Raw genomic sequence first — 23,281 nt, 5'->3', positions numbered from 1 at the left:
AGGCGCGCGTTACTTTCGCAAGGATCCCCCTATGATTAAAACCTTCCGCTTTGCTCTGCTGGCCTGCGGTCTGGCCGGCGGCGCCCTGACGGCGACCGCCGCGCCGGCGGTGCCGGTCCGCGTCGCCACGGTTGAACTGGCGCCTCATGCTGAAGAACGCGCCATCCCCGGACGGGTCGAGGCGATCCGCGCCGTCGACATTCGCGCGCGCACCGAAGGGGTGATAGTTCAGCGCCACTTCCAGGATGGCCAGTATGTTACCGAGGGCGACCTGCTGTTTACCCTCGACGACGCGCAGCCCCGCGCGGCCCTGGCCCTGGCGCAGGCCGAGCTGAAAAGCGCCGAAGCCTCATTACGTCAGTCGCAGCAACTGCTCACTCGCTACGAGCGGCTCATTAACAACCACTCCATCAGCCGCAACGACGTCGACACGGCCCGGATGCAGCGCGACGTCGCCGCCGCCGCCGTGCAGCAGGCGAAAGCCCGCGTCGAGGCCCAGCAGATTGTGCTCAGCTACACCCGGATTGCGGCGCCGGTGACCGGTCGCGTGGGCCACAGCGCCTTTCACGTCGGGACGCTGATTAACCCATCCAGCGGCGTGCTGGTGGACATCGTGCAGCTGGATCCGGTGCGGGTGTCGTTCGCTCTCGACGAAGCCGCATTTTTCAGCAAATCCGGCCAGCATGCCGACATCCACGCCCTGAAGCAGGCGTGGCTGGCGCAGATTGACGTGGATGGCAAACGGCGCGATGGGGTGTTGACCTCCATCGATAACCGGATTGACGCCCGCACCGGCAGCGTGGCGGTGCGGGCGGAGTTCGCCAATCCGCAGCACCGTCTGCTGCCGGGCGGCAGCGTAACAATCCTGTTCCGTCCGCAGGAGCTGCAGTCACGGGTGATGATCCCGGCCGCCGCCGTGCAGCAGGATCCGCAGGGCTTTTTCAGCTGGGTGCTGAAGCCGGACCACACCGCCGGGCAGCGTCGTCTGACCCTCGCGGGGCAGCAGGGGCAGCAGTTTGCGGTTGAGAAAGGGCTGCAGGCGGGCGAGCAGGTGATCACCGACGGCGCGCAGCGTTTACGCGAAGGCGCTGCGGTACAGGTGCTGAACTAAGTAAGGAGAAGGGATGCTGACCTTTTTTATCCGTCGTCCGCGATTTGCCATGGTGATCGCGCTGCTGCTGACCTTTGTCGGCGCGGTGTCGCTGAAGCTGATCCCGGTGGAGCAGTACCCGGCGATCACCCCGCCAGTGGTGAACGTCAGCGCCAGCTGGCCGGGCGCCAGCGCGTCAGATGTGGCGGAAGCCATCGCCGCCCCGCTGGAGACCCAGCTCAACGGCGTCGATCATATGCTGTATATGGAGTCCACCAGCTCGGATGAGGGAACGTACCGCCTGAGCATTACCTTCGCGGCGGGCACCGATGCCGACCTGGCGGCGATCGACGTGCAAAACCGGGTGGCGCAGGCGCTGGCGCAGCTCCCGGCGGAGGTGCAGCAGAATGGCGTCCAGGTCCGCAAGCGCGCCAGCAACCTGCTGATGGGGGTGAGCCTCTACTCGCCGCTGGGCACGCTGTCACCGCTGTTTGTCAGTAACTACGCCAGCACCCAGGTGCGCGAGGCGCTGGCCCGCCTGCCCGGCGTCGGCGAGGTGCAGATGTTTGGCGCCCGGGATTACAGTATGCGCATCTGGCTGCGTCCGGACCGCATGAATGCGCTCAACATCACCACGGATGACGTTGCCCAGGCGCTGCGCGAGCAGAATGTGCAGGGCGCGGCGGGGCAGGTGGGCACCCCGCCAGTATTCAACGGCCAGCAGCAGACGCTGACCATCAACGGGCTGGGGCGTCTGAACGAGGCGGCCAGCTTTGGCGAGATTATCCTCCGCCGCGGCGCGCAGGGGCAGCTGGTTCGCCTCGCTGACGTGGCGACCATTGAGCTGGGTGCCCGCAGCTACAGCTCCGGCGCGCAGCTGAACGGTAAAGCGTCGGCCTATCTGGGGATCTACCCGACGCCCACCGCCAATGCCCTGCAGGTCGCCAGCGCAGTGCGTGCGGAGCTTAACCGCCTGCACACTCGCTTTCCGGCGGATCTCACCTGGGAGGTGAAGTTCGATACCACCCGCTTTGTGGCGGCGACGATCAAAGAGATCGGCGTCTCGCTGGCGCTGACCCTGCTGGCAGTGGTCGTGGTGGTGTCGCTGTTCCTGCAGAGCTGGCGAGCGACGCTGATCGTAGTGCTGGCGATCCCGGTGTCACTGATCGGCACCTTTGCGGTGCTCTATCTGCTGGGCTACAGCGCCAACACCCTCAGCCTGTTCGCGATCATTCTCGCCCTGACGATGGTGGTGGATGACGCCATTGTGGTGGTAGAGAATGTCGAAACCAAAATGGCGGAAGGGCTGGATCGCCTGCAGGCCACCGCCCAGGCGCTGCAGCAGATCGCCGGGCCGGTGATCGCCACGACCCTGGTGCTGCTGGCGGTATTTGTGCCGGTGGCGCTGCTCCCGGGGATCGTCGGCGAGCTGTACCGGCAGTTTGCCGTGACGCTCTCCACCGCGGTGGCCCTGTCGAGCCTGGTGGCGCTAACCCTGACACCGGCCCTCTGCGCACTGCTGCTGCGCCCGCGTCCCGCCCGGCCAGCGGCGGTGTGGCGGGCGTTTAACCGTCTTCTCGACGGTACCCGCGACGGCTATGGCCGGCTGGTGGGCTGGATGAACCGCCGTCCCTGGCTGGCGCTGGCGGCGACGGTGGCGGCAGGCGCGCTGGTGGCGTTCAGCTTCACCTCGATGCCGAAAGGCTTCCTGCCGCAGGAAGATCAGGGTTACCTGTTTGCCAGCGTGCAGCTGCCGGAGGCGGCGTCGCTGGAGCGTACCGAAGCGGTGATGGCCCAGGCGCGCAAGCTGCTGATGGCTAACCCGGCGGTGGAGGATGTGATTCAGGTGTCCGGCTTCAACATTCTCAACGGCACCAGCGCCTCTAACGGCGGGTTTATCTCGGTGATGCTCAAAGACTGGCATCAGCGGCCGCCGCTGGATGCGGTGATGGCGGATATCCAGCGCCAGCTGCTGTCGCTACCGGAGGCGACGATCATGACCTTCGCGCCGCCGACCCTGCCGGGCCTGGGGAATGCCTCGGGATTTGACCTGCGCATCCTGGCGCAGGCCGGTCAGTCGTCGGCGGAGCTGGAGCAGGTGACGCGGGAGATCCTCCAGCTGGCGAACCAGCATCCTCAACTGAGCCGGGTGTTTACCACCTGGAGCAGCAACGTGCCGCAGCTAACCCTGACGGTCGACCGCGACCGGGCGGCGCTGCTGGATGTGCCGGTGGCGCAGATTTTCAGCAGCCTGCAGACGGCGTTCGGCGGCACGCGCGCCGGCGATTTCAGCCGTAACAATCGTGTCTATCATGTGGTGATGCAAAATGAGATGCAGTGGCGCGAGCGGGCAGAGCAGATTAGCGAGCTGTACGTCCGCAGCCGCGACGGCGAGCGGGTGCGGCTGAGCAATCTGGTCACCATTACGCCGACGGTGGGGGCGCCGTTTATTCAGCAGTACAATCAGTTCCCGTCCGTTTCAGTGAGCGGTTCAGCGGCCGAGGGGGTCAGCAGCCGCACGGCGATGGCGGCCATGGAGCAGATTTTGCAGGCCCATCTGCCGCCGGGATATGACTACGCCTGGAGCGGGATCTCCTGGCAGGAGCAGCAGACCGGCAATCAGGCAGTGTGGATCGTGCTGGCGGCGGTGGCGATGGCGTGGCTGTTCCTGGTGGCGCAGTATGAGAGCTGGACGCTGCCGGCGAGCGTCATGCTCTCGGTGCTGTTCGCCATCGGCGGAGCGCTGCTCTGGCTGTGGACCGCGGGCTATGCCAACGATGTGTATGTTCAGATAGGGCTGGTGCTGCTGATTGCCCTGGCAGCGAAGAATGCGATTCTGATTGTTGAATTCGCCCGCAGCCGGCGCGAGGAGGGGCTGTCGATAGTTGACGCCGCGCGCGAGGGGGCCACCCGCCGCTTCCGCGCGGTGATGATGACCGCGGTGTCGTTTATTATCGGCATCATGCCGATGATGCTCGCCACCGGCGCCGGGGCGCAGAGCCGGCGGATCATCGGCACCACGGTATTCAGCGGTATGCTGGTGGCGACGATGATTGGCATCCTGTTTATCCCGTCGCTGTATGTGCTGTTTCAGCGTATGCGTGAGTGGGCGCATCGGCGGGGGTAAGCGTTGCGCCACAGCGTCTGCCTGTCGATTCCCCCTCCCTGTGGGAGAGGGTTAGGGTGAGGGGGAATTTTCCGTTCACGTTGCGTTTGGCAGAAAAGGGTAGTCCTTCGCTGGTGAACGGGTAAGGACGGCGGGCACGGCGCCGCTTTTGTGCCGGGCGCCCGCTACTTCCTCTCCACCGTTATCATGGTCACGAACGGATGATACTGCCACGGCACGCTGCCGCCTTTGCGGTACATCTTCGACAGGGTGCCGTCGAGATAGAGCATCTGCCGCACCCCAAGCTTTGACTGCGCATAGCAGGCAAAATCATAGAAGTTGGTCTCGCGATCGCTGAGCATAAACACCACCCGGCCCTGCTTATCGATACCCACCCCGTTACGCAGCTTGCGCGAACTGGCTGAGGGCTTCAGCCGCCAGTTGATGACGCCATTCTCAATCAGCATCGGGCCGGACTGCACCGCATAACGGATGGCGGGAGAGGGTTTGTACGCCGGCAGCGGCACGATTTTCGCCCGGCCGTTCGCCACCAGGAACACGCCGCCGGGGCGGATAAAGAAGTTCCCGCCGCCGGCGGAACGGTTTACCGGCGTCAGCCGTTTGCCGTCTTCGATATACAGCCCCAGCGGCGCGTAGGCTTTATCGTAAATGCCGCCGTTCATCGCCATCTGCACCCGGCCGTCGCCATCAATACCCGCCAGCAGCGAACGCAGGGAACCCCAGGCTTTGCCGTGCCGATCCTGCCAGTACATCGCAATGCGCTCTTTCTGCGCATCCACCCGATAGCTCTGCAGGGTCAGCGTCGGGTCGGTGAGGGTACAGGCGGCGCTGGCGACGGCGGCCAGGGGCAGCAGCGCCAGGGGGAGCAGGCAACGTAATAACATGGGCAGTCCTTTCTATGGTCTGCGCCGAGTATACCCGCCTCGCTGCCTTATGCCGCCCAAATCTCACAGTGTTTTTGCACCAGGCCGGAAAGCGAACCGCCGTTGGCGATAAAGTCGCGCATCTGCTGCGCTTCGCTGTGCGGCGATTTCGCCTGGCGGACCACCGCTTCCAGCGCCGCCGTCGCCTTCAACTGATGGGCGAAGGGAGCCAGCCGGTCGGCGAGCTGCAGGATCTCCTGGCGGATGCTGCGCTGCTCTCCGCTGCGCACGTCGGTGAGGGTCCCGTCCAGCCCATAGCGGCACGCCTGATAGCGGTTAAAGGGGTACAGCAGATAATCATCAGGCTGGTGCTTAAAAGGGCGCTCCGTCAACAGCCAGCAGGCCAGGGTCTGTATAAAGCCGGCGATATGGATCGCCTGGGCGAGGGTCAGGGGAGTGTCCATCACCCGCACCTCGACGGTCCCAAACTGCGGGCTGGGGCGAATATCCCAGTGCAGATCCTTCATGCTGTCGATCATGCTGGTGTAGCTCAGCTGGCGGAACAGGCGACGAAACCCCTGCCAGTCTGCCACCCACGGCATCGGACCGTTGTCGGGATAGGAGGAGAAGCGGTTCAGGCGTGAACAGGCGAAACGGCTGTCGGTACTGTCAAACCACGGCGAGGCGGCATTAAGGGCGATGAAGTGCGGTACAAAGCGCGACAGGCCGTGCAGCAGATAGAGGGCGTCGTCGCCGCTCTGGCAGCCGACGTGCACATGCTGGCCAAAGACCGTGGCCTGCTGCGCCAGATAGCCAAAATGCTCGACGGTTTTAACATAGCGCGGATTGTCGCTGATTTGCTGACGCTGCCAGGCATGAAAGGGGTGCGAACCGCCGCCGCAGATCTGCAGATGATGGCGCAGCGCCGCGCGCTGAACCGCCTGCTGGATGGCGCTGAGCTGGGTTTGGGCATGGCTGATGTCGCGGCACACCCCGGTGGCGATCTCCAGCATGCTCTCGGTGATGTCATGTTTGGCTTCTCCCACGGTCAACTGATGCTGGACGTCGGCAATCAGCGTCGAGGCATCCTGGCTGAGGTCGTAACCCGGCGGGTTCACCACCTGCAGCTCCAGTTCGATACCGAGGGTAAAAGGATCGGAGCGGTGAAAATCGGCTAAAGGCATAGTCTCTCCCGGTCGATGTGTTCCCTGAAGTATAGAAGGGATTGATCCCGACGGAGAATACGCGAATACGCGGCGGCGGCGGACGGGGGATGAATAAAAAGTGACGCAGAGTGATTATTTGAAATTTGCCATATAGCGGCTGGTGCAATTCTGCAACATATTTCCCGCTGGCGGTGCGGCGGAATAAGGCGCAATTATTTTCCCATAATTATCATGGTGATAATATAAGCCCTTCTTATTTTACCGGTCGGTTTTGGCCTATTATCGTCCGCGTAAGAGCTGGTACGCATTTTGCCTGTTAATTCGTGACACTTTATTTAACAGGGATCATGTGATGCACAAAAAGACGTTATTTTCGCGTGCCGGTCGTCTCGCCGTGGCGGTGAGCGGCGCACTGGCCCTGGCGGGCGCCGCCTTACCTGCCAACGCCTCCACGCTGCGGATCGCCATGACCGCCGCGGATATTCCGTTAACCCTTGGCCAGCCGGATCAAGGCTATGAGGGCAACCGCTTTACCGGCATCCCGCTGTACGACGCGCTGGTGGAGTGGGATCTGTCGCAAGGTGAAAAGCCCAGCGGTCTGGTGCCGGGGCTGGCGACCGAGTGGCACATCGATCCGCAGAACACCAGCCGCTGGATTTTCACCTTGCGTCCGGGCGTCAGGTTCCATGACGGGACGGAGGTGAACGCCGACGCCATCGTCTGGAACGTGGATAAGGTGCTGAATAAAGCAGCGCCGCAGTACGCCCCGGGGCAGATCGGCAACACCCTGTCGCGCATGCCGACCCTCACCGGCGCAGAGAAAATTGACGACCACACTGTGGCGCTGACCACCTCGGAACCAGACGCGCTGCTGCCGTACAACATCACCAACCTGTTTATCGTCTCGCCGACGGCGTGGCAGAAACAGTATGACGCGGTGCCGGCCAGCGCGGGAGATAGCGCCGCGCGCAGCAAACAGGCGTGGACCGCCTTCGCCGCCCACGCGGTGGGTAGCGGCCCGTTCAAACTGGAGAAGCTGGTGCCGCGTCAGCAGCTGATCCTCGATAAAAACCCCGACTACTGGAACAAAGATCGCATTCCCCGGGTGGATAAAGTGGTGCTGATCCCCTTGCCGGAGGCCAACGCCCGTACCGCGGCGCTGCTGTCGAAGCAGGTGGACTGGATTGAAGCCCCGGCGCCGGACGCCATCGATCAGATCAAGTCTCAGGGTTTTCACCTCTACGCCAATACCCAGCCGCACCTGTGGCCCTGGCAGTTCTCCTTTGAAAAAGGATCGCCGTGGCAGGACATCCGCGTGCGCAAAGCGGCCAACCTGTGTCTGAACCGTGCCGAGCTGAAGAGCTACCTCGGCGGCTACATGACCGAGGCCACCGGGGTCTACGAGGCTGACAGCCCGTGGCATGGCAAACCCACCTTCCAGATCAAATATGACCCGGACACCGCCCGCCAGCTAATGACCGAGGCCGGATACAGCGCCAGCAAACCGCTGCACGTCACGGTGGCCACCTCGGCCTCCGGCTCCGGGCAGATGCAGCCCTTGCCGATGAACGAGTATATCCAGCAGAGCCTGAAGAGCTGCTTCTTCAATGTGGATATCAAAGTGGTGGAATGGAACACCCTGTTTACCAACTGGCGCCTGGGCGCCCGGGACCCGTCGGCGAAAGGGATCGATGCGATCAACGTCAGCGCCGCGGTTAACGATCCGTACTTTGGCCTGATCCGCTTCTCGACCGCCAAAGCGTTTCCGCCGGTGGCGACCAACTGGGGTTACTTCTCCACTCCGGAGACGGAGAAGCTGGCCGCCGCCGTCAAGCACGCCTTTACCCCGGCGGAGATGAACAAAGCGGCCGGTGAGCTGCACGCCGCGCTGGTGGATCAGGTGCCATTCCTGTTTGTCGCCCACGACGTCGGGCCGCGTGCGATTTCCCCTGCGGTGACCGGGGTGGTGCAACCGCAGAGCTGGTTTATAGACCTCAGCCTGGTGAGCAAAAAAGAGTAATCGTGAAAGGGGCGACCGATGATCAATACGCTGCTATACCGCATTCTGCTGGCTATCCCCACCATGCTTGGGGTGGCGGTGATCTGTTTCATGCTGGTGCAGATCGCTCCGGGCGACCCGTTGGTGTCGGTGATGCCGCCGGACGCCTCGGAGGCGCTGCGTCAGACATTAATGCAGGCTTACGGCTTTGATAAGCCGCTGCCCCTGCAGTTTATCCACTGGCTGTGGCGGGCGCTGCATGGCGACCTTGGTATGTCGGTCGCCACCGGCCGCCCGGTGATAGACGAAGTGATGACCGCGGTGGCGTACTCCCTGCGCCTGGCGCTGCTGGCGACGGCGATCGGCTTCGTCCTCGGCAGCCTGTTCGGCTTTGTCGCCGGCTATTTTCGCAACAGCGTCATTGACCGTCTGGCCTCGGTGTTGTCGGTATTTGGCGTTAGCGTGCCGCACTACTGGCTGGGGATGCTGCTGGTGATCCTCTGCAGCGTTAAGTTCGCGCTGCTGCCGGCCACCGGCGGCGGGCCGATAGGCGAGGTGGGCTGGCAATGGGACTGGGCGCACCTGCAGTTCATGCTGCTGCCAGCCCTCACCTTGTCGGTGATCCCCACCGGGATTATCGCCCGCACCGTGCGCTCGCAGGTGGCCGATATCCTCAGCCAGGAGTTTATCGTTGGCCTGCGCGCTCGCGGGCTCAACGAGTCGCGCATCTTTGTCCACGTCATGAAAAATGCCGCGCCCACCGCGCTGGCGGTGATGGGGCTGCAGGTGGGCTATCTGATGGGCGGCTCGATCCTTGTGGAGACCGTTTTCTCCTGGCCGGGAACCGGATTGCTGCTCAATACCGCCATTTTTCAGCGCGACCTGCCCCTGCTGCAGGGCACCATCTGGGTGCTGGCGCTGTTTTTCGTGCTGCTCAACCTGCTGGTGGATATTCTGCAGACCACCCTCGACCCGCGTATTAAGAGGAGCTGACCATGGTGGATACGGCAACGACGAAAGCGGTCCCGGCCGCAGCGGCCCACGCTTCCCGGCAAGGTTACTGGCGCGGCGTGCTGCGCCGCTTACTGCGCGACCCCGGCGGGGTGGTGGTGGGCGTGGTGATCCTCCTGCTGCTGGCCCTGGCGCTGTTCGGTCCGTGGCTTATCGTCAAAGATCCTTATCAAACGTCGATGTTCCTGCGCCTGAAACCCATTGGCAGCGACGGCTTCCCGCTGGGCTCGGATGAGCTGGGACGCGACATGCTGTCGCGGCTGATCCTTGGCACCCGACTGTCGCTGTTTATGGGAATTGTCCCGGTGGTGTTCGCCTTTTTTATCGGCGGGGCCATCGGGATTATCGCCGGCTATACGGGCGGCAAAACCAATACCGTGATTATGCGCACCGTGGATGTGTTCTATGCCTTTCCCTCCGTCCTGCTGGCGATTGCGCTGTCGGGAGCGTTGGGGGCGGGCATCGGCAATGCGCTGCTGTCGCTGACCCTCGTGTTTGTCCCGCAGGTGGCGCGGATTGCCGAGAGCGTGACCGCCCAGGTGCGACATATGGACTATATCGACGCCGCCCGGGCCACTGGCGCCAGCGCGTTGACCATTATCCGCGTCCAGGTGTTGGGCAACGTGCTCGGGCCGATCTTCGTCTTCTCCACCGGGCTGATTTCGGTGTGCATGATCCTCGCCTCCGGCCTGTCGTTTCTCGGCCTCGGCGTGCGGCCGCCGGAGCCCGAGTGGGGGCTGATGCTCAATACGCTGCGCACGGCAATCTATACCCAGCCGTGGGTGGCCGCCCTGCCGGGCCTGATGATTTTTATCACCTCCATTTCGTTCAATATCCTCGCGGACCGCCTGCGTGCGGCAATGGCGATTAAGGAGTAAGCGATGCAACCCTTTATCAATATCGACCTTGGCGGGCCGGCGCAGCCGCTGCTGAAGGTCAATCACCTGCTGAAGTACTTTCGCGGCGGCAAAGGCCGGGAGGTGGTGCAGGCGGTGGACGATATCAGCTTCACGGTGATGAAAGGCGAAACCCTGGGGGTAGTCGGCGAGTCGGGCTGCGGCAAATCGACCACCGCCCGGCTGCTGATGCAGTTGCTCACCCAGGACAGCGGCGAACTGATCTTCGACGGACAGGGGGTCGGCTCGTCGCGTCTGCCGCTGAAAGCCTACCGTCGCCAGGTGCAGATGGTCTTTCAGGATAGCTATGCTTCGCTCAATCCGCGCATGACCATGGAGGAGAGCATCGCCTTCGGCCAGCGTGTCCACGGCGTCAGCGCCAGAGAGGCCAGCGAATATGCCCGCTATCTGCTGGCGCACGTTGGCCTTGAGCCGGCGCGCTTTGCCGACCGCTACCCGCATGCGCTCTCTGGCGGCCAGCGGCAGCGGGTGAATATCGCCCGCGCGCTGGCGATGAAGCCGCGGCTGGTGATCCTCGATGAGGCAGTGTCGGCGCTGGATAAATCGGTGGAAGCCCAGGTGCTGCAGCTGCTGCAGGAGCTGAAACGGACTCTTGAGCTGACCTACGTGTTCATCAGCCACGATCTGCACGTGGTTCGCTGGCTGTCGGATCGGATCCTCGTCATGTACCTTGGCGAAGTGGTGGAGATTGGCCCGGCGGAGCAGCTGTTTACCGCCTCCGCCCACCCCTATACCCGGGCGCTGTTAAGCTCGATGCCCTCCATGGACCCGGAAAACCGCACCCTGACCTCGCCGCTGAGCGGCGATCCCCCCAGCCCCATCGCGCCGCCGAGCGGCTGCCGTTTTCACACCCGCTGCCCGCATGCGAAGGCGGTCTGCGCCGAGGTGAAACCGCGGCTGGAGGCGGTCGGGGAGGGGCACCAGAGCGCCTGCCTGATGGCGCAGCCGGCCTCGCCCTGGCATCAAAGCATCCCCCTTAAGGAGGTCAGCCATGTCGGATAACGCCTTTGTCCATGTGCGCGACCTGCGGGTCGTCTTTCGCCGCGACGGACAGACCATCAACGCGGTCAATGGAGTCTCCTTTGACGTACAAAAGGGGGAGGTGATGGCGCTGATTGGCGAGTCGGGTTCCGGCAAGAGCGTGACCCTGCGGGCGCTGATGCGCCTGCACCCGCCAGGGAGCAGTGAGCTCTCCGGCACCCTGCAGGTGGGGGACGACGAGGTGCTGACGATGAGCGCCAGTCAGCTGCGGCGCTATCGCGGCGGACGCTGCGCGATGATTTTTCAGGAGCCGCTGCTGGCCTTCGATCCGGTCTACACCGTCGGGCAGCAGATTATTGAAGGGCTGCGCCGCCACGAAGGGCTGTCGCGCCAGGCGGCCCGGGACAGGGCGCTGGAGGCCCTGCGCCAGGTGCGCATTCCCAGCCCCGAGCGGCGGCTGGATGCTTACCCGCACGAGATGTCCGGCGGGATGCGCCAGCGGGCGATGATCGCCCTTGCGCTCTCCTGCAACCCGCAGCTGCTGCTGGCGGATGAGCCGACCACCGCCCTCGACGCCACGGTGCAAATCCAGATCCTGATCCTGCTGCGCGAGCAGCAAAAGCAGCGCGGGCTGTCGATCGTGTTTGTGACCCACGATATCGGCGCCGCGGTGGAGATCGCCGACCGGGTGGCGGTGATGTACGCCGGGCGGATCGTCGAGGAAGCGTCGATGAGCGAGATCCTGCGCCACCCGCGCCATCCTTATACCCAGGTGCTGCTGGGCAGTCGGCCGAAAGAGGGGCTTAAGAAAGGTGATGCCCTGCACTGCATTCCCGGCGCGCCGCCGGATCTGGCGCGCTTGCCGCCCGGCTGCGCTTTTGCCGAGCGCTGCCCGCACCGTCGCCCGGTCTGTGAGCAGAGTCTGCCGCCGACGGAATCCGTCGCGGAGCGCCACGCGGTGAGTTGCCACCGCTGGCGCGAGCTGGCGATTGACGCTAACGCCCAGGCCCTGGCCGTCTGATCGGCGGCAAAAAACCATACAGGATGAAGACCAGGCGTTGATAGCGCATTCCCACCGCCGGTTACGCTGGCGGCGACCTTGATGTCAGGAGACTACCATGAGCAGTGATGTACTTTTTACCCCCGCGACCGACACCACCGGCTGGCGCATCAATGGCGACCGCCTGTGGGCGTCGTTAATGGATCTCGCGCAGATCGGCGCCACGCCGAAGGGCGGCTGCCGCCGTCTGACCCTCACCGACCTCGACCGCCAGGGGCGGGACAAGGTAATAGGCTGGGCGCGGGAGGCCGGGATGAGCGTCACCATCGATAAAATCGGCAATGTGTTTATGCGCCGGGAAGGCCGCAACCCCGGCCTGCCGCCCATCGTCTCCGGCAGCCATATTGACACCCAGCCCACCGGCGGCAAATTTGACGGCAACTACGGCGTGCTGGCGGCACTGGAGGTGGTGCGCACGCTCAACGATCTGCAGATTGATACCGACGCGCCGATTGAGGTGGTGTTCTGGACCAACGAAGAGGGGTCGCGCTTTGTACCGGTGATGATGGGCTCCGGGGTCTTTGCCGGCGTCTTCCCGCTGGAAGAGACCTGGGCCGTCACGGATAAAGAGGGTGTCAGCGTCGGCGAGGCGCTGGCGCAGATCGGCTATATCGGCGAGCAGACCCCGGGGGAGCATCCCATCGGCGCCTATTTTGAGGCGCACATTGAGCAGGGGCCGATTCTCGAAGATGAAGCGAAAACCATCGGTATCGTGCAGGGCGTGCTGGGGATCCGCTGGTACGACTGCGTGGTCACCGGCCAGGCCTCGCACGCCGGACCCACGCCGATGCGCCTGCGTCAGGATGCCCTGCAGGTGGCGACCCGCATTATGCAGGAAGTGGTGGCCATTGCCGGGCGCAGCGAAGAGGGACGCGGCACCGTCGGCAGCGTGCAGGTGTGGCCCAACAGCCGCAACGTGGTGCCAGGGGCGGTCACCTTCTCCATTGATATGCGCAATCTCAGCGATGCGCTGGTGGACGAGATGGATCGCCAGCTGCGGGCGTTTATCGCGGAGGTTGAGCGGGAGAGCGGTCTGCAGGTGGCCCTGAAGCAGGTAAGCCACTATCCGGCGGCGCCGTTCGATGCTGAATGCCGGCAGGCCATTGCCGATGCCGCGCAGCGGCTGGGCTATCCGGCGCGGCCGATCGTCTCCGGCGCCGGGCATGACGCAGTGTATATGAGCTACCTGGCGCCCACCGGGATGATTTTTATCCCCTGCAAGGACGGGATCAGCCATAACGAAATTGAGTATGCCTCGCCGGAGCACGTCGCCGCCGGGGCCAACGTGCTGCTGCAGGTGATGCTTCAGTACGCGCGGCCGGTGTAGACGGTCGTCCTCCCCGGCGGCGCGTCCTCCAGCCGTTTATCATGCTGTCACCCGGGTAAGGCGGTTACACCGACGCGACCCGGGACGGCGGATGACGGGGCGGTCAATCACGGCTCCCGCTCCCTGCGCTAACCCGCTGGCGGCCAAATTTGCGCGAGCCCACCACGCACAGCACCACGCCCAGCGTAACCGCCAGCATCAAGGGGCTGACGGTTTCGTGCAACAGCGCCGCCGACAGGCCAAGCCCGAAGAACGGCTGCAATAGCTGGAGCTGGCCGACGGCGGCGATCCCGCCCGCGGCCAGCCCTTTGTACCAGAAGATGAAACCGATCAGCATGCTGAAGAGCGACACATAGCCGAGCGCCGCCCAGGAGGAGGCCGATATGGCATGCCAGGACGCGGGCTGAACCATCAGCGAGGCGGGGAGCATCAACGGCAGGGCTATCACCAGCGCCCAGCAGATCACCTGCCAGCCGCCGAGCTCCCGCGTCAGCTTTGCCCCTTCCGCATAGCCGAGGCCGCAGGCGATAACCGCCGCCAGCATCAGCAGATCGCCGCTGAGTGAGGCCGCCGCACTTTGCGTCAGGGCGAATCCCACCACCAGCAGGCTGCCCAGCAGCGAAAAGATCCAGAAAGCCCGCCGCGGGCGTTCGCCGCCGCGCAGTACGCCGAAGAGGGCGGTCATCAGCGGCAGCAGGCCAATAAACACAATCGAATGCGCCGAGGTGATGTGCTGCAGGGCCAGCGCCGTGAGCAGGGGAAAGCCGATCACCACCCCTGATGAGACGATGATCAAGGGCACAAGCTGCGCCAGGCGCGGGCGTTTCTGGCGAAAGCCGACCAGCAGCGCGACGGCAAGCAGCCCGGCGATGGAGGCGCGCAGAAAGGTCAATAAGAACGGATCCATATCCTGCACCGCCAGCCGCGTCGCGGGCAGCGACCCGCTAAAAATAATCACCCCCAGTAAACCATGAAGCCATCCGGACCAGGGACCGGGCACCGATTTATCCATTGTTGAATCTACCACGTTAACCTCGCGTTATCAGATGTGCTGTGCCCGCTTGAGCATCGTCTGCGGCGATGGTAATGTGCCCAATCTAATACAATCAAATTATTGTCATAGATACATTTCACGATGAAAGCCCGATATAAAGCCGTTGTCGACCGATATGCCCAGGCGATCCGCAGCGGGCAACTGCCCGCAGGCACCCGTCTGCCGACGCACCGTACCCTTGCCGCCGGGGAGCGCATCTCGCTGGCCACCGCCACGCGCGTCTACTGTGAACTGGAAGAGATGGGGTTGGTCAGCGGCGAAACCGGCCGCGGCACCTTCGTGCGCGACCTCTCGCTGCCGCCGGGGCACGGGGTCGATCAGCAGGTGGTGGCCGCCGATGTCGTGGATCTCAATTTCAACTACCCTTCGCTGCCGGAGCAGGGCGATGCGCTGCGCGAGGCGCTCAGGCAGCTGGCGATGGCGGGCGATATTGACTCGCATCTGCGCTATCAGCCTCATGCCGGGCGGCTCGCCGAGCGCGAAATTATCGCCCGCCATTTGACCTGCCAGCACTTTACGCCGGATGCGGAAAATGTCCTGATCGTCAACGGCGCACAGCACGGGCTGGCAGTGACCGTCATGGGGCTGTTACGTCCGGGGGATGTGGTGGCGGTGGATGCGCTGACCTATTCGGGCTTCAAGGTTCTGGCGGCGCTGTATCATCTGGAGCTGGCGGCGATCCCCTGTCGACCGGAGGGGCCGGACCTGCAGGCGCTTCATACGCTGTGCCAGCAGCGGCGGGTGCGGGCGGTGTATACCATGCCGACGCTGCACAATCCGCTGGGCTGGGTGCTCAACACCGGGCAGCGGCAGGCGCTGGCCGATCTTGCGCGCCAACACGATCTGCTGATTATTGAAGATGCCGCCTACGCCCGGCTGGTGAGCCGTCCGCCGCCGCCGGTGATCAGCTATGCGCCGGAAAGAACGGTGTATGTCACCGGTTTTTCAAAAAATATCGCCACCGGACTGCGCGTGGGGGTGGTGATCTCTCCGCCGCGCTATCGCCCGGAGATTGAGCGCGCCATCCGCGCCACGACGTGGAATACGCCGACGCTGATAAGTTCGCTGATCTGCGCCTGGATTGAAGATGGCACGGTGGCCCGCTTTGAAATGCAGAAACGACAGGATGCGCGACAGCGGCAGCAGGTGGCCCGCGAGGTGCTTTGTGGGCTTCCCGTCGTCAGTCATCCCGATTCGTACTTTGTCTGGCTGCCTCTGGGTGAAGAGAGCCGGGCCGATCGACTGGCGAATGCGCTGATGGAACGCCGTATTTCGGTGTCGACCGCCGAGCCGTTCTGCGTCTCCGCCACGATCCCGCAGGCGCTGCGCATTGCGCTCGGATCGGTGCCTTTCGACAGTCTGCGCCAGGCGCTGCTCAGCGTGCGCGACGCCGTTGAGTATGAACAATACCGCTAACCCATCTGCTCCAGCTGGCCGCGCAGGACCTCCACCCCCTGGGCGATGGCGTCAGGGTTAATGGCGTGGAATCCCATGCGAAAGTAGTTATCCGGCGGCGCGGCGCTGAGAAAATGGCGCGCCCCGGGCTCAATCAGCACGCCGGCGTGGGCGGCGCGCCAGGTGAGCTGCTGGGTGTTGATCTGCGCCGGGGTCTGCAGCCAGAAGGCGTTAGCATGTTCGCTCCCCGCCAGCGCGCGACACGACGGCAGATAGCGCTGCAGGGCGGCGTGCAGGCGCTCCCAGCGCTGGGCGGAGTCGTAGTGGTAGCGCCGCAGATGGGTTTCATAATGGCCCTGGGCAAGGAAGTGGGCCATCTGGTACTGAATGTTGGTCGGCGGATGGCGATAGACCAGCCGGCGCAGGGCGCGCGCCTCGTCGATCAGGTCCGGGTCGGCGACCATAAACCCCAACCGCAGTCCCGGTGACAGCGCTTTTGACAGGCTGCTGACATACACCACCCGGCCGCTGCGATCGCTGGCCTTCAGCGCCGGCAGCGGGTTGAGGGTAAAGTTACTCTCCGAGTCATAATCATCTTCAATAATGACTGCGTCATGGCGGGCGGCATGCTCCAGCAGCTGGCGACGCCGCGCACTGCTCATGGTCACCCCGGTGGGCACCTGATGGCCGGGGGTGACATAGTAGTAATCGCAGGGACGCTCATTAAGCACGATCCCCTCTTCATCCACCGGGTGCGGCACCACCTCGGCGTCGGCGAGCAGAAAGGTGTTGATGGCTTCGCGAAAGCAGGGGTTTTCGACGCCAATGCGGGTGGTGGAAGAGAGCAGCAGTCGGGTCAGCAGGTAGAGCGCATTTTGCGAGCCAAGGGTGATGAGAATTTCATCCGGCGCGGCGACAATGCCGCGCTTGGGCAGCACCCGGGTGCGGATCTGCTCGATCAGCATCGGCACATCCTGGTCAATATGGTCGATGACCCACGCCGGGTCGCGCACCCCGCCGTGCAGCCAGTTCGCCGCCGAGCGCCAGGTGGCCAGCGGGAACTGCCGGGTATCGGGCTGGCCGTAGATAAACGGGTAGCGGTAGTGCATCCAGCCCGCCGGTTTGAGGATCGACTCCTGCTGGCTGGGGGTCATCTGCAGCCGGTCGCCCCAGCGTGGTGCAGCGGCTTCGCGCTGCGGTGCACTCTCGACGGCGGCAGGCGAAGCTTCATGATAGTCGGGATGCAGGTAGTAACCGCTTCGTGGGCGGCTAATCAGGTAGCCCTCGTTGACCAGACTTTCAAACACCAGCGCGGTGGTGTTGCGCGAGACGCGAAGCTGGCTGGCCAACTGGCGACAGGAGGGCAGCGGGGTGTCGGCGGCGAAGATCCCGCTGAGAATGGCATTCACCAGCGTCTCTCGCACCTGTTCCTGCAAACCGCGGCCAGGCTGAAAATCAACGTGTAACAGGTGACGGATCATACGGGGCTCCTCTGGCAATAACGCATTGCGACCACCCGTTACACTCAGCAAATTCCATACCACCCTGCCGCCATCTGACACAGCGATGCGGCCCATCTGGCTCTATACGGAATCGAAAAACGCTCCCACATTAAAAACGTATTCAGCCGCCGTGGACCGGAACGTCCCCGGCCACTATTTTGCAGAAACCTTTTCGCGTTCTGGAATGAACCCGTCTGGCCAATCCATCAGGGGTGAAATAATGAAAAAATCATTGGCATCAATGTGTCTGAGCGCTGTATTAACGGTCGCTTTTTCTTATCACGCCGTCGCGGCGGATCTTCCGGAAATAGAAAAATCCGGCACCCTGAAAGTGGCGACGGAAGATGATTATGCGCCGTTTAACTTTATGAATAATGGCCAGGCCGATGGCTTTAACAAAGATATGCTTGAGGAATTACGTAAGTACGCCAAATTCCATGTCGACCAGAGCATATTACCGTGGACCGGATTATTAGCGGCCGTCTCCACCGGGCAATACGATATGGCCTTAACCGGGGCGGTTATTACCGATGAGCGGCTGAAGGTTTTTGATTTCACCCCACCGTGGGCCTCCGCGCAGCACTATTTCGTCAAACGCGCTGGCGATACTTCGTTAAATACGATTGCCGATCTCAGCGGCAAAAAAGTGGGGTTACAGGCCGGGAGCGCGCTGCTGGCGCGTTTGCCGGAGCTGAAGGCTATGCTGGAGAAGACCGGCGGCAAGCTGGGACCGGTGGTGGAGTATCCCTCCTATCCGGAAGCCTACGCCGACCTGGCGAATAAGCGACTGGATTACGTGATTAACGTGGTGATCTCGGTAAACGACCTGGCGAAAGCCAAACCGAAGGTCTTCGCCAAAGGGCTGGCCGTCTCCGGACCGGGGTATATGGCGTGGCCGATCCCGAAAAACTCGCCGCAGCTGCTGGCCTATATGACCAAGTTTATGAACCACATGAAGGAGACCGGCAAGCTCGCCGAGCTGCAGAAAAAATGGTTTGGCGAAACCTATGACAACCTGCCGACCGAGGCGATCACCAGCCCGGAACAGTTTCACAAACTCGCCGGACTGTAATATTCCGCGGCGGGCGACCGCCGCCTGTTGCTGAGAAGGAGGGCCTCATGGATGCAATTTCCTGGCAGTTATTAATCGAAGGCGCATGGACGACCCTCTGGATTTCGGCCATCGCTATCGCCTTCGGGGTGGTGGCGGGCCTGCTGATCGCCCTGGTACGGATGCTGCGCCTGCCGGTGATCGACCAGCTGCTGGTGGTCTATATCAGTCTGGCCCGCGCAACGCCGCTGGTGACGCTGGTGCTGTTTCTGTTCCTTTCCCTGCCGACGATGGGCATTAACCTCGACAAGAACGTGGCCGCCATTGTGGCGCTGACGCTTAACACCTCGGCGTTTAACGCTGAGATCTGGCGCAACGCCTTCCGCACCTTTCCGCGCGAACAGCGGGAGGCGGCGGAGTCGGTGGGAATGCGCCGCTGGACCTACTTCCGCTACATCATGCTGCCGCAGATGTGGATCGAGAGCCTGCCGGCGCTGGTCAATGAGATGTCCTTTTTGATCAAAGGTAGCCCGGCCATCGCCGTGATTGGCGTGGTGGATCTCACCCGGGTCACCAACCGTATCTCCTCGGTCACCTACGAGCCGCTGTCGCCGATCCTCGCCGCCGGCCTGCTGTATGTGGTGATCATCGGCTGTTTGTTGAAGCTGCAGGGTATCGCGGAACGTAAAGCCAGGCGTCTGGCGCGCTAGGAACGGGAGGCATTATGAATCAGTGGGGCGTTATCTGGTCGGTTCGCGATAGCTTTATTGCCGGGTTATTCGCGACCCTCGAACTGTTTATTACCGCCGCCCTGGCGGCGCTGATTATCGGTATTGCGCTGTGTTATTTTAGCGAATATCAAAAGAAAGTGATTAACCGGATTATTATTGGTTTCGTCAGCCTGATGCGTGCGATCCCTTTTTTGATCCTCGCTTATCTTCTGTATTACGGGCTGCCGCAGCTCGGTATTAGCATGGAGCCGTGGACCGCCGGTTTACTGGCCCTGATTATTTATCATGGCGCCTATTTTTTTGAAATATTGCGCAGCCAGCGGCGGGTATTTTCCGGCGGATATATTGAAGCGGCGATTGCTCAGGGCTTTTCGCGCTATGCCATTTTCCGGCGGATTATTTTACCCAATATCGTCTCTTCCGCCTTACCGCTGATCGGCAATCAGCTGATTATTTGCCTGAAGGACACCGCTTTCCTGAGCATTATTACCGTTCAGGAGATCACCGCCGCCGCCAACAGCGTCCAGGCGACCTATTTTATTCCGTTTAACGCCTTTATCGTCGCCATTGGGCTTTACTGGGCGATCAGCATTCTGCTGGAGCTGCTGATTAAGCGCCTGACCGCCTGGGGAGCCAAAAGAGGAATGAGCCATGCCTGAGTCTATTGCCGTAAGCGTCAAAAACGTCTCCAAACAGTTCGATAATGTGGAAGTCCTGCGGGATATTAACCTGACGGTGGAGAAGGGGACCGTGGTGAGTATTCTCGGCTCGTCCGGGTCGGGAAAATCCACACTGCTGCGCTGTATGAACTGGCTGGAACAGCCGGACCGCGGTGAAATTCATATCGGCGGTCAGCGACTGGGGATTGATGAACAGCGCGGCCGGGCGATGTCGCACCGCCAGCTGGCCAAAATTCGCGAGCGGGTGGGGATGGTCTTTCAGAGTTTTAACCTGTGGCCGCATCTGACCGTTCAGCAAAACGTCAGCGAGGCGCTGCTGCACGTTAAGGGCATGAAACGAGACGAGGCGAAGGCCATTGCCATGCAGCAGCTGGAGAAAGTGGGCATGGCGCACAAAGCCGATGTTTACCCGATCACTCTCTCCGGCGGGCAGAAGCAGCGGGTGGCGATCGCCCGTTCGCTGGCGATGTCGCCCGAAGTTATTCTCTTCGATGAACCGACGTCGGCGCTGGATCCGGAGCTGGTTAATGAGGTGTTGGGGGTAATGAAAGCCCTCGCCGCCGAGGGTTACACCATGGTGGTGGTGACGCACGAGATGGATTTTGCCCGCCAGGTGTCCAACGAGGTGGTGTTTCTGGAGAAGGGGCTGCTGATTGAGAAGGCGCCGCCGGAGAAGTTCTTCACTCAGCCTGACTCTGAACGCGTCAGGCAGTTTCTGCAAAGCAGCCGTTAGTCCGGCTTGCATCCCTTGCCGGCAGCGCCGGCAGGGGATGCGTCGGGTTTCGCTTAATCCCGATCGATGGCGAACGGCTGCCACGCCTGGCGCACCGGCATCACCTCCACGCGGTTAATGTTCATATGCGCCGGCAACGTGGCGATATAAAACATCTGCTCGGCGATATCGCGCGCGCTCAGTGGCGTGGTGCCGCGATAGAGCTTATCCGATGCCGCCTGGTCGCCTTTGGTACGCACCAGGGTAAATTCGGTCTCGGCAATCCCCGGCGCCAGATCGGTGACCCGCACGCCGGTGCCAAGCAGATCGCAGCGCAGGTTATAGCTGAACTGCTTCACAAACGCCTTGCTGGCGCCATACACATGGCTGCCGGGATAGGGCCACTGCCCGGCGATCGAGCCGATATTGATAATACTCGCCCCGGCGCCATGGCGGATCAGCGTCGGCAGCAGGGCGTGGGTCATCGTCACCAGACCGGTGACGTTGGTGTCGATCATCGTTTTCCAGTCCTCCAGCGCCACCTCCTGCGCCGGCAGTGGCGACAGCGCCAGCCCGGCGTTGTTGATCAGGGTGGTGACATCGGCGAAGGGGGCGGGGAGCGACGCCACGGCGGCAGCCACCGCCTCGCTGTCACGAACGTCAAGCTCAATAATATGCACCGGCACCTGGGCGGCGAGTCTGTCCTGCAAGGCCTTCAGTCGCGGATAGCGGCGCCCGGTCAGCACCAGCGACCAGCCCGCGTCGGCAAACACCTGCGCTGCCGCTTCGCCAAAACCCGAGGTCGCCCCGGTGATAAACACTACGTTGCTCGTTGCCATGTCATTCTCCTGTGCGGTTGTCCCTCCACTATAAAAACGCCGGACGGCAAGGCACAGGGCCAGACGGCGGATGCGGATGTGACACCGTGTCACATCGTTTTTCACGCACTGGCTCTATCCGTTTTGCGCTGCCGCGGCCAATGATGAAGCCAACCACAACGACATGAGAGAGGGCAGGGTATGAAGCTGGCAATTCACAACGAGGTCGCGGTAAGCAATGACGAAGTTCGGCAATTGGATCGCGCCTATGTGTTTCATTCATGGTCGATGCAGGGCAATCTCAACCCGCTGGTCATCGCCGGGGCGCAAGGCTGCGAGCTATGGGATTACGAGGGGAATACCTGGCTCGATTTCAGCAGCCAGCTGGTGAACGTCAACATTGGCTATCAGCACCCCCGGGTACTGGCGGCCATGAAGGCGCAGCTGGAGACCCTGGTCACCATCGCGCCCGCCACCGCCAACCTTGCCCGCGGCGAAGCGGCGAAGCGCATCGTCGACCTGGCGCCGGCGGGCTTCAGCAAGGTGTTCTTCACCAACGCCGGGGCAGATGCCAATGAGAACGCGATTCGTATGGCGCGGCTCTATACCGGGCGCGACAAAGTGCTGTCGGCCTATCGCTCCTACCATGGCAACACCGGCAGCGCGATCGCCGCCACCGGCGACTGGCGCCGGGTGCCGAATGAGTTCTCCCGCGGCCATGTGCACTTCTTCAACCCCTACCTTTACCGCAGCGAGTTCAACGCCGCGACCGAGGAAGAGGAGTGCCAGCGCGCGCTGGCGCATCTGCGGCGGATCATTGAATGCGAAGGGCCGACGGCCATCGCGGCGATCCTGCTGGAGTCCATCCCCGGCACCGCCGGGATCCTCGTGCCGCCGGCAGGCTATATGCAGGGTGTGCGCGCCCTGGCCGACGAGTTTGGCATCGTGCTGATCCTCGATGAGGTGATGGCCGGCTTTGGCCGTACCGGCAGCTGGTTCGCCTTCGAACAGGATGGCGTGGTGCCGGATCTGGTGACCTTTGCCAAAGGGGTTAACGCGGGCTACGTGCCGGCGGGCGGGGTGCTGATTAGCGAGCCGATTGCCCGCTATTTTGACGACCATTTTTTTGCCGGGGGGCTGACCTACTCCGGCCATCCGCTGGCGATGGCGGCGATTGTCGCCACCATCGACGCGATGAAAGAGGAGAAGGTGGTTGAGAACGCGGCCTATATCGGCAACGAGGTGCTGCGCCCCGGTCTCGAGGCGCTGGCGGAGAAGCACGCCATTATCGGCGAGGTGCGTGGTCGCGGCCTGTTCCAGGCGCTGGAGCTGGTGAGCAGCCGTGAACAAAAAACGCCGCTGACTGCCGCCGACATGGCCGCGATCAAAGGGGCCTTAACCGAGGCCGGGCTGTTGGCCTTTGTGGTGGAGAACCGCATTCACGTGGTGCCGCCGTGCACCATTACTGCTGAGCAGGTGGCGCAAGGGCTGGCGATTTTTGATGCGGTCTTTGCTCGCTTTGCCAGCCTGGCGAAGTAGGGGAGTGGCATCGGATAACATTATCCGGCAGTACGCTTGCCGGGCCTAAACGCCAGCCGGACGGTTCCCTCTCCCTCCGGGAGAGGGCCAGGGTGAGGGGAAGCACTGCAGTGTGGTTGTTTATGTTATCTGTGGCTTCAGCGTAGTTTGCGCTCCCGGTTAATCGTCTGCGTTATGTCACTCATGGCGCCGGGAGCGCACAGGGGGCGGCCAGTCGCCGCCCCCCCCCTGTACCCCCGGGCTCCGGCCAGCAAAATC

The 23,281-nt window shown here is 62.8% G+C and carries 19 protein-coding genes; 14 read left to right on the top strand and 5 right to left on the bottom strand.

The window, feature by feature from the left end; all coding sequences use genetic code 11:
• Positions 1–31 precede the first annotated feature (31 nt).
• Both HMPREF3142_RS22070 and HMPREF3142_RS22065 read left to right on the top strand, forming a co-directional pair.
• Positions 32–1,111, top strand: a complete 1,080-nt coding sequence (locus HMPREF3142_RS22070; RefSeq protein WP_023297184.1) for an efflux RND transporter periplasmic adaptor subunit — start codon at positions 32–34, stop codon at positions 1,109–1,111.
• Positions 1,112–1,124: 13 nt separating this feature from the next.
• Entirely contained in the window at positions 1,125–4,217 is a 3,093-nt protein-coding gene (locus HMPREF3142_RS22065) for an efflux RND transporter permease subunit (protein ID WP_012968751.1), read from the top strand.
• Between the two features lie 164 nt (positions 4,218–4,381).
• Here HMPREF3142_RS22065 and HMPREF3142_RS22060 read toward each other — a convergent pair whose 3' ends face one another.
• Together HMPREF3142_RS22060 and HMPREF3142_RS22055 are read right to left on the bottom strand one after the other, a co-directional pair.
• Entirely contained in the window at positions 4,382–5,101 is a 720-nt protein-coding gene (locus HMPREF3142_RS22060) for a phosphodiester glycosidase family protein (RefSeq protein ID WP_008805543.1), read from the bottom strand.
• Between the two features lie 47 nt (positions 5,102–5,148).
• Positions 5,149–6,264 carry a YbdK family carboxylate-amine ligase gene (locus HMPREF3142_RS22055; RefSeq protein WP_008805544.1) on the bottom strand — a complete coding sequence of 372 codons (1,116 nt, stop codon included), beginning with the start codon at positions 6,262–6,264 and terminating at the stop codon, positions 5,149–5,151.
• A 334-nt stretch (positions 6,265–6,598) separates the two neighbouring features.
• Between HMPREF3142_RS22055 and HMPREF3142_RS22050 the strand changes: the two genes are divergently transcribed.
• From HMPREF3142_RS22050 to HMPREF3142_RS22025, 6 genes are all read left to right on the top strand, one after another.
• Positions 6,599–8,266 carry an ABC transporter substrate-binding protein gene (locus HMPREF3142_RS22050; protein ID WP_012542518.1) on the top strand — a complete coding sequence of 556 codons (1,668 nt, stop codon included), beginning with the start codon at positions 6,599–6,601 and terminating at the stop codon, positions 8,264–8,266.
• An 18-nt stretch (positions 8,267–8,284) separates the two neighbouring features.
• Positions 8,285–9,238, top strand: coding sequence for an ABC transporter permease (locus HMPREF3142_RS22045; RefSeq protein ID WP_004178910.1), 954 nt, complete (start codon positions 8,285–8,287; stop codon positions 9,236–9,238).
• Between the two features lie 2 nt (positions 9,239–9,240).
• Entirely contained in the window at positions 9,241–10,134 is an 894-nt protein-coding gene (locus HMPREF3142_RS22040) for an ABC transporter permease (RefSeq protein ID WP_008805546.1), read from the top strand.
• Between the two features lie 3 nt (positions 10,135–10,137).
• Positions 10,138–11,175 (top strand): ABC transporter ATP-binding protein, encoded by a 1,038-nt coding sequence (locus HMPREF3142_RS22035; RefSeq protein ID WP_008805547.1) that lies wholly within the window; start codon positions 10,138–10,140, stop codon positions 11,173–11,175.
• Complete coding sequence (locus tag HMPREF3142_RS22030) at positions 11,165–12,175, top strand: ABC transporter ATP-binding protein (protein ID WP_008805548.1); 1,011 nt, start codon at positions 11,165–11,167, stop codon at positions 12,173–12,175. Before HMPREF3142_RS22035 ends, HMPREF3142_RS22030 begins: the two co-directional genes overlap by 11 nt.
• Positions 12,176–12,272: 97 nt before the next feature.
• Positions 12,273–13,541: a Zn-dependent hydrolase gene (locus HMPREF3142_RS22025; protein ID WP_070612572.1), complete on the top strand. Its 1,269-nt coding sequence runs from the start codon at positions 12,273–12,275 to the stop codon at positions 13,539–13,541.
• Positions 13,542–13,644: 103 nt separating this feature from the next.
• Here the strand turns inward: HMPREF3142_RS22025 and HMPREF3142_RS22020 are convergent, their stop codons facing one another.
• On the bottom strand, positions 13,645–14,553 hold the full coding sequence (locus HMPREF3142_RS22020) for a DMT family transporter (RefSeq protein WP_032691344.1): 909 nt from the start codon (positions 14,551–14,553) through the stop codon (positions 13,645–13,647).
• Positions 14,554–14,676: 123 nt separating this feature from the next.
• Here HMPREF3142_RS22020 and HMPREF3142_RS22015 point away from each other — a divergent pair, with 123 nt between their 5' ends.
• Positions 14,677–16,011, top strand: a complete 1,335-nt coding sequence (locus tag HMPREF3142_RS22015; RefSeq protein WP_070612570.1) for an aminotransferase-like domain-containing protein — start codon at positions 14,677–14,679, stop codon at positions 16,009–16,011.
• On the opposite strand, the gene HMPREF3142_RS22010 is transcribed toward HMPREF3142_RS22015, so the two are convergent.
• Complete coding sequence (locus HMPREF3142_RS22010; protein ID WP_004176948.1) at positions 16,008–17,471, bottom strand: MocR-like pyridoxine biosynthesis transcription factor PdxR; 1,464 nt, start codon at positions 17,469–17,471, stop codon at positions 16,008–16,010. The genes HMPREF3142_RS22015 and HMPREF3142_RS22010 overlap by 4 nt on opposite strands.
• 241 nt (positions 17,472–17,712) lie before the next feature.
• Between HMPREF3142_RS22010 and HMPREF3142_RS22005 the strand changes: the two genes are divergently transcribed.
• Genes HMPREF3142_RS22005 through HMPREF3142_RS21990 form a run of 4 tightly spaced genes read left to right on the top strand, consistent with a single transcriptional unit; the run spans position 17,713 to position 20,687 of the window.
• Complete coding sequence (locus tag HMPREF3142_RS22005; RefSeq protein ID WP_002893184.1) at positions 17,713–18,564, top strand: transporter substrate-binding domain-containing protein; 852 nt, start codon at positions 17,713–17,715, stop codon at positions 18,562–18,564.
• Positions 18,565–18,611: 47 nt separating this feature from the next.
• Positions 18,612–19,253 carry an amino acid ABC transporter permease gene (locus HMPREF3142_RS22000; RefSeq protein ID WP_004142522.1) on the top strand — a complete coding sequence of 214 codons (642 nt, stop codon included), beginning with the start codon at positions 18,612–18,614 and terminating at the stop codon, positions 19,251–19,253.
• 14 nt (positions 19,254–19,267) lie between these two features.
• Positions 19,268–19,933: an amino acid ABC transporter permease gene (locus tag HMPREF3142_RS21995; RefSeq protein ID WP_002893189.1), complete on the top strand. Its 666-nt coding sequence runs from the start codon at positions 19,268–19,270 to the stop codon at positions 19,931–19,933.
• Entirely contained in the window at positions 19,926–20,687 is a 762-nt protein-coding gene (locus HMPREF3142_RS21990; protein ID WP_008805553.1) for an amino acid ABC transporter ATP-binding protein, read from the top strand. Before HMPREF3142_RS21995 ends, HMPREF3142_RS21990 begins: the two co-directional genes overlap by 8 nt.
• A gap of 53 nt (positions 20,688–20,740) precedes the next feature.
• On the opposite strand, the gene HMPREF3142_RS21985 is transcribed toward HMPREF3142_RS21990, so the two are convergent.
• The gene (locus HMPREF3142_RS21985) at positions 20,741–21,505 is read right to left on the bottom strand and encodes an SDR family NAD(P)-dependent oxidoreductase (RefSeq protein ID WP_012968743.1); all 765 of its coding nucleotides are present in this window, start codon (positions 21,503–21,505) and stop codon (positions 20,741–20,743) included.
• A gap of 180 nt (positions 21,506–21,685) precedes the next feature.
• On the opposite strand from HMPREF3142_RS21985, the gene HMPREF3142_RS21980 reads away from it, so the two are divergent.
• Positions 21,686–23,023, top strand: a complete 1,338-nt coding sequence (locus tag HMPREF3142_RS21980) for an aspartate aminotransferase family protein (protein WP_032414656.1) — start codon at positions 21,686–21,688, stop codon at positions 23,021–23,023.
• Positions 23,024–23,281 lie beyond the last annotated feature (258 nt).

The sequence above is a fragment of the Klebsiella sp. HMSC16C06 genome, assembly GCF_001808325.1.
Taxonomy (GTDB): Bacteria; Pseudomonadota; Gammaproteobacteria; order Enterobacterales; family Enterobacteriaceae; genus Klebsiella; species Klebsiella variicola.
This window is presented reverse-complemented; position numbering and strand designations above follow the sequence as displayed.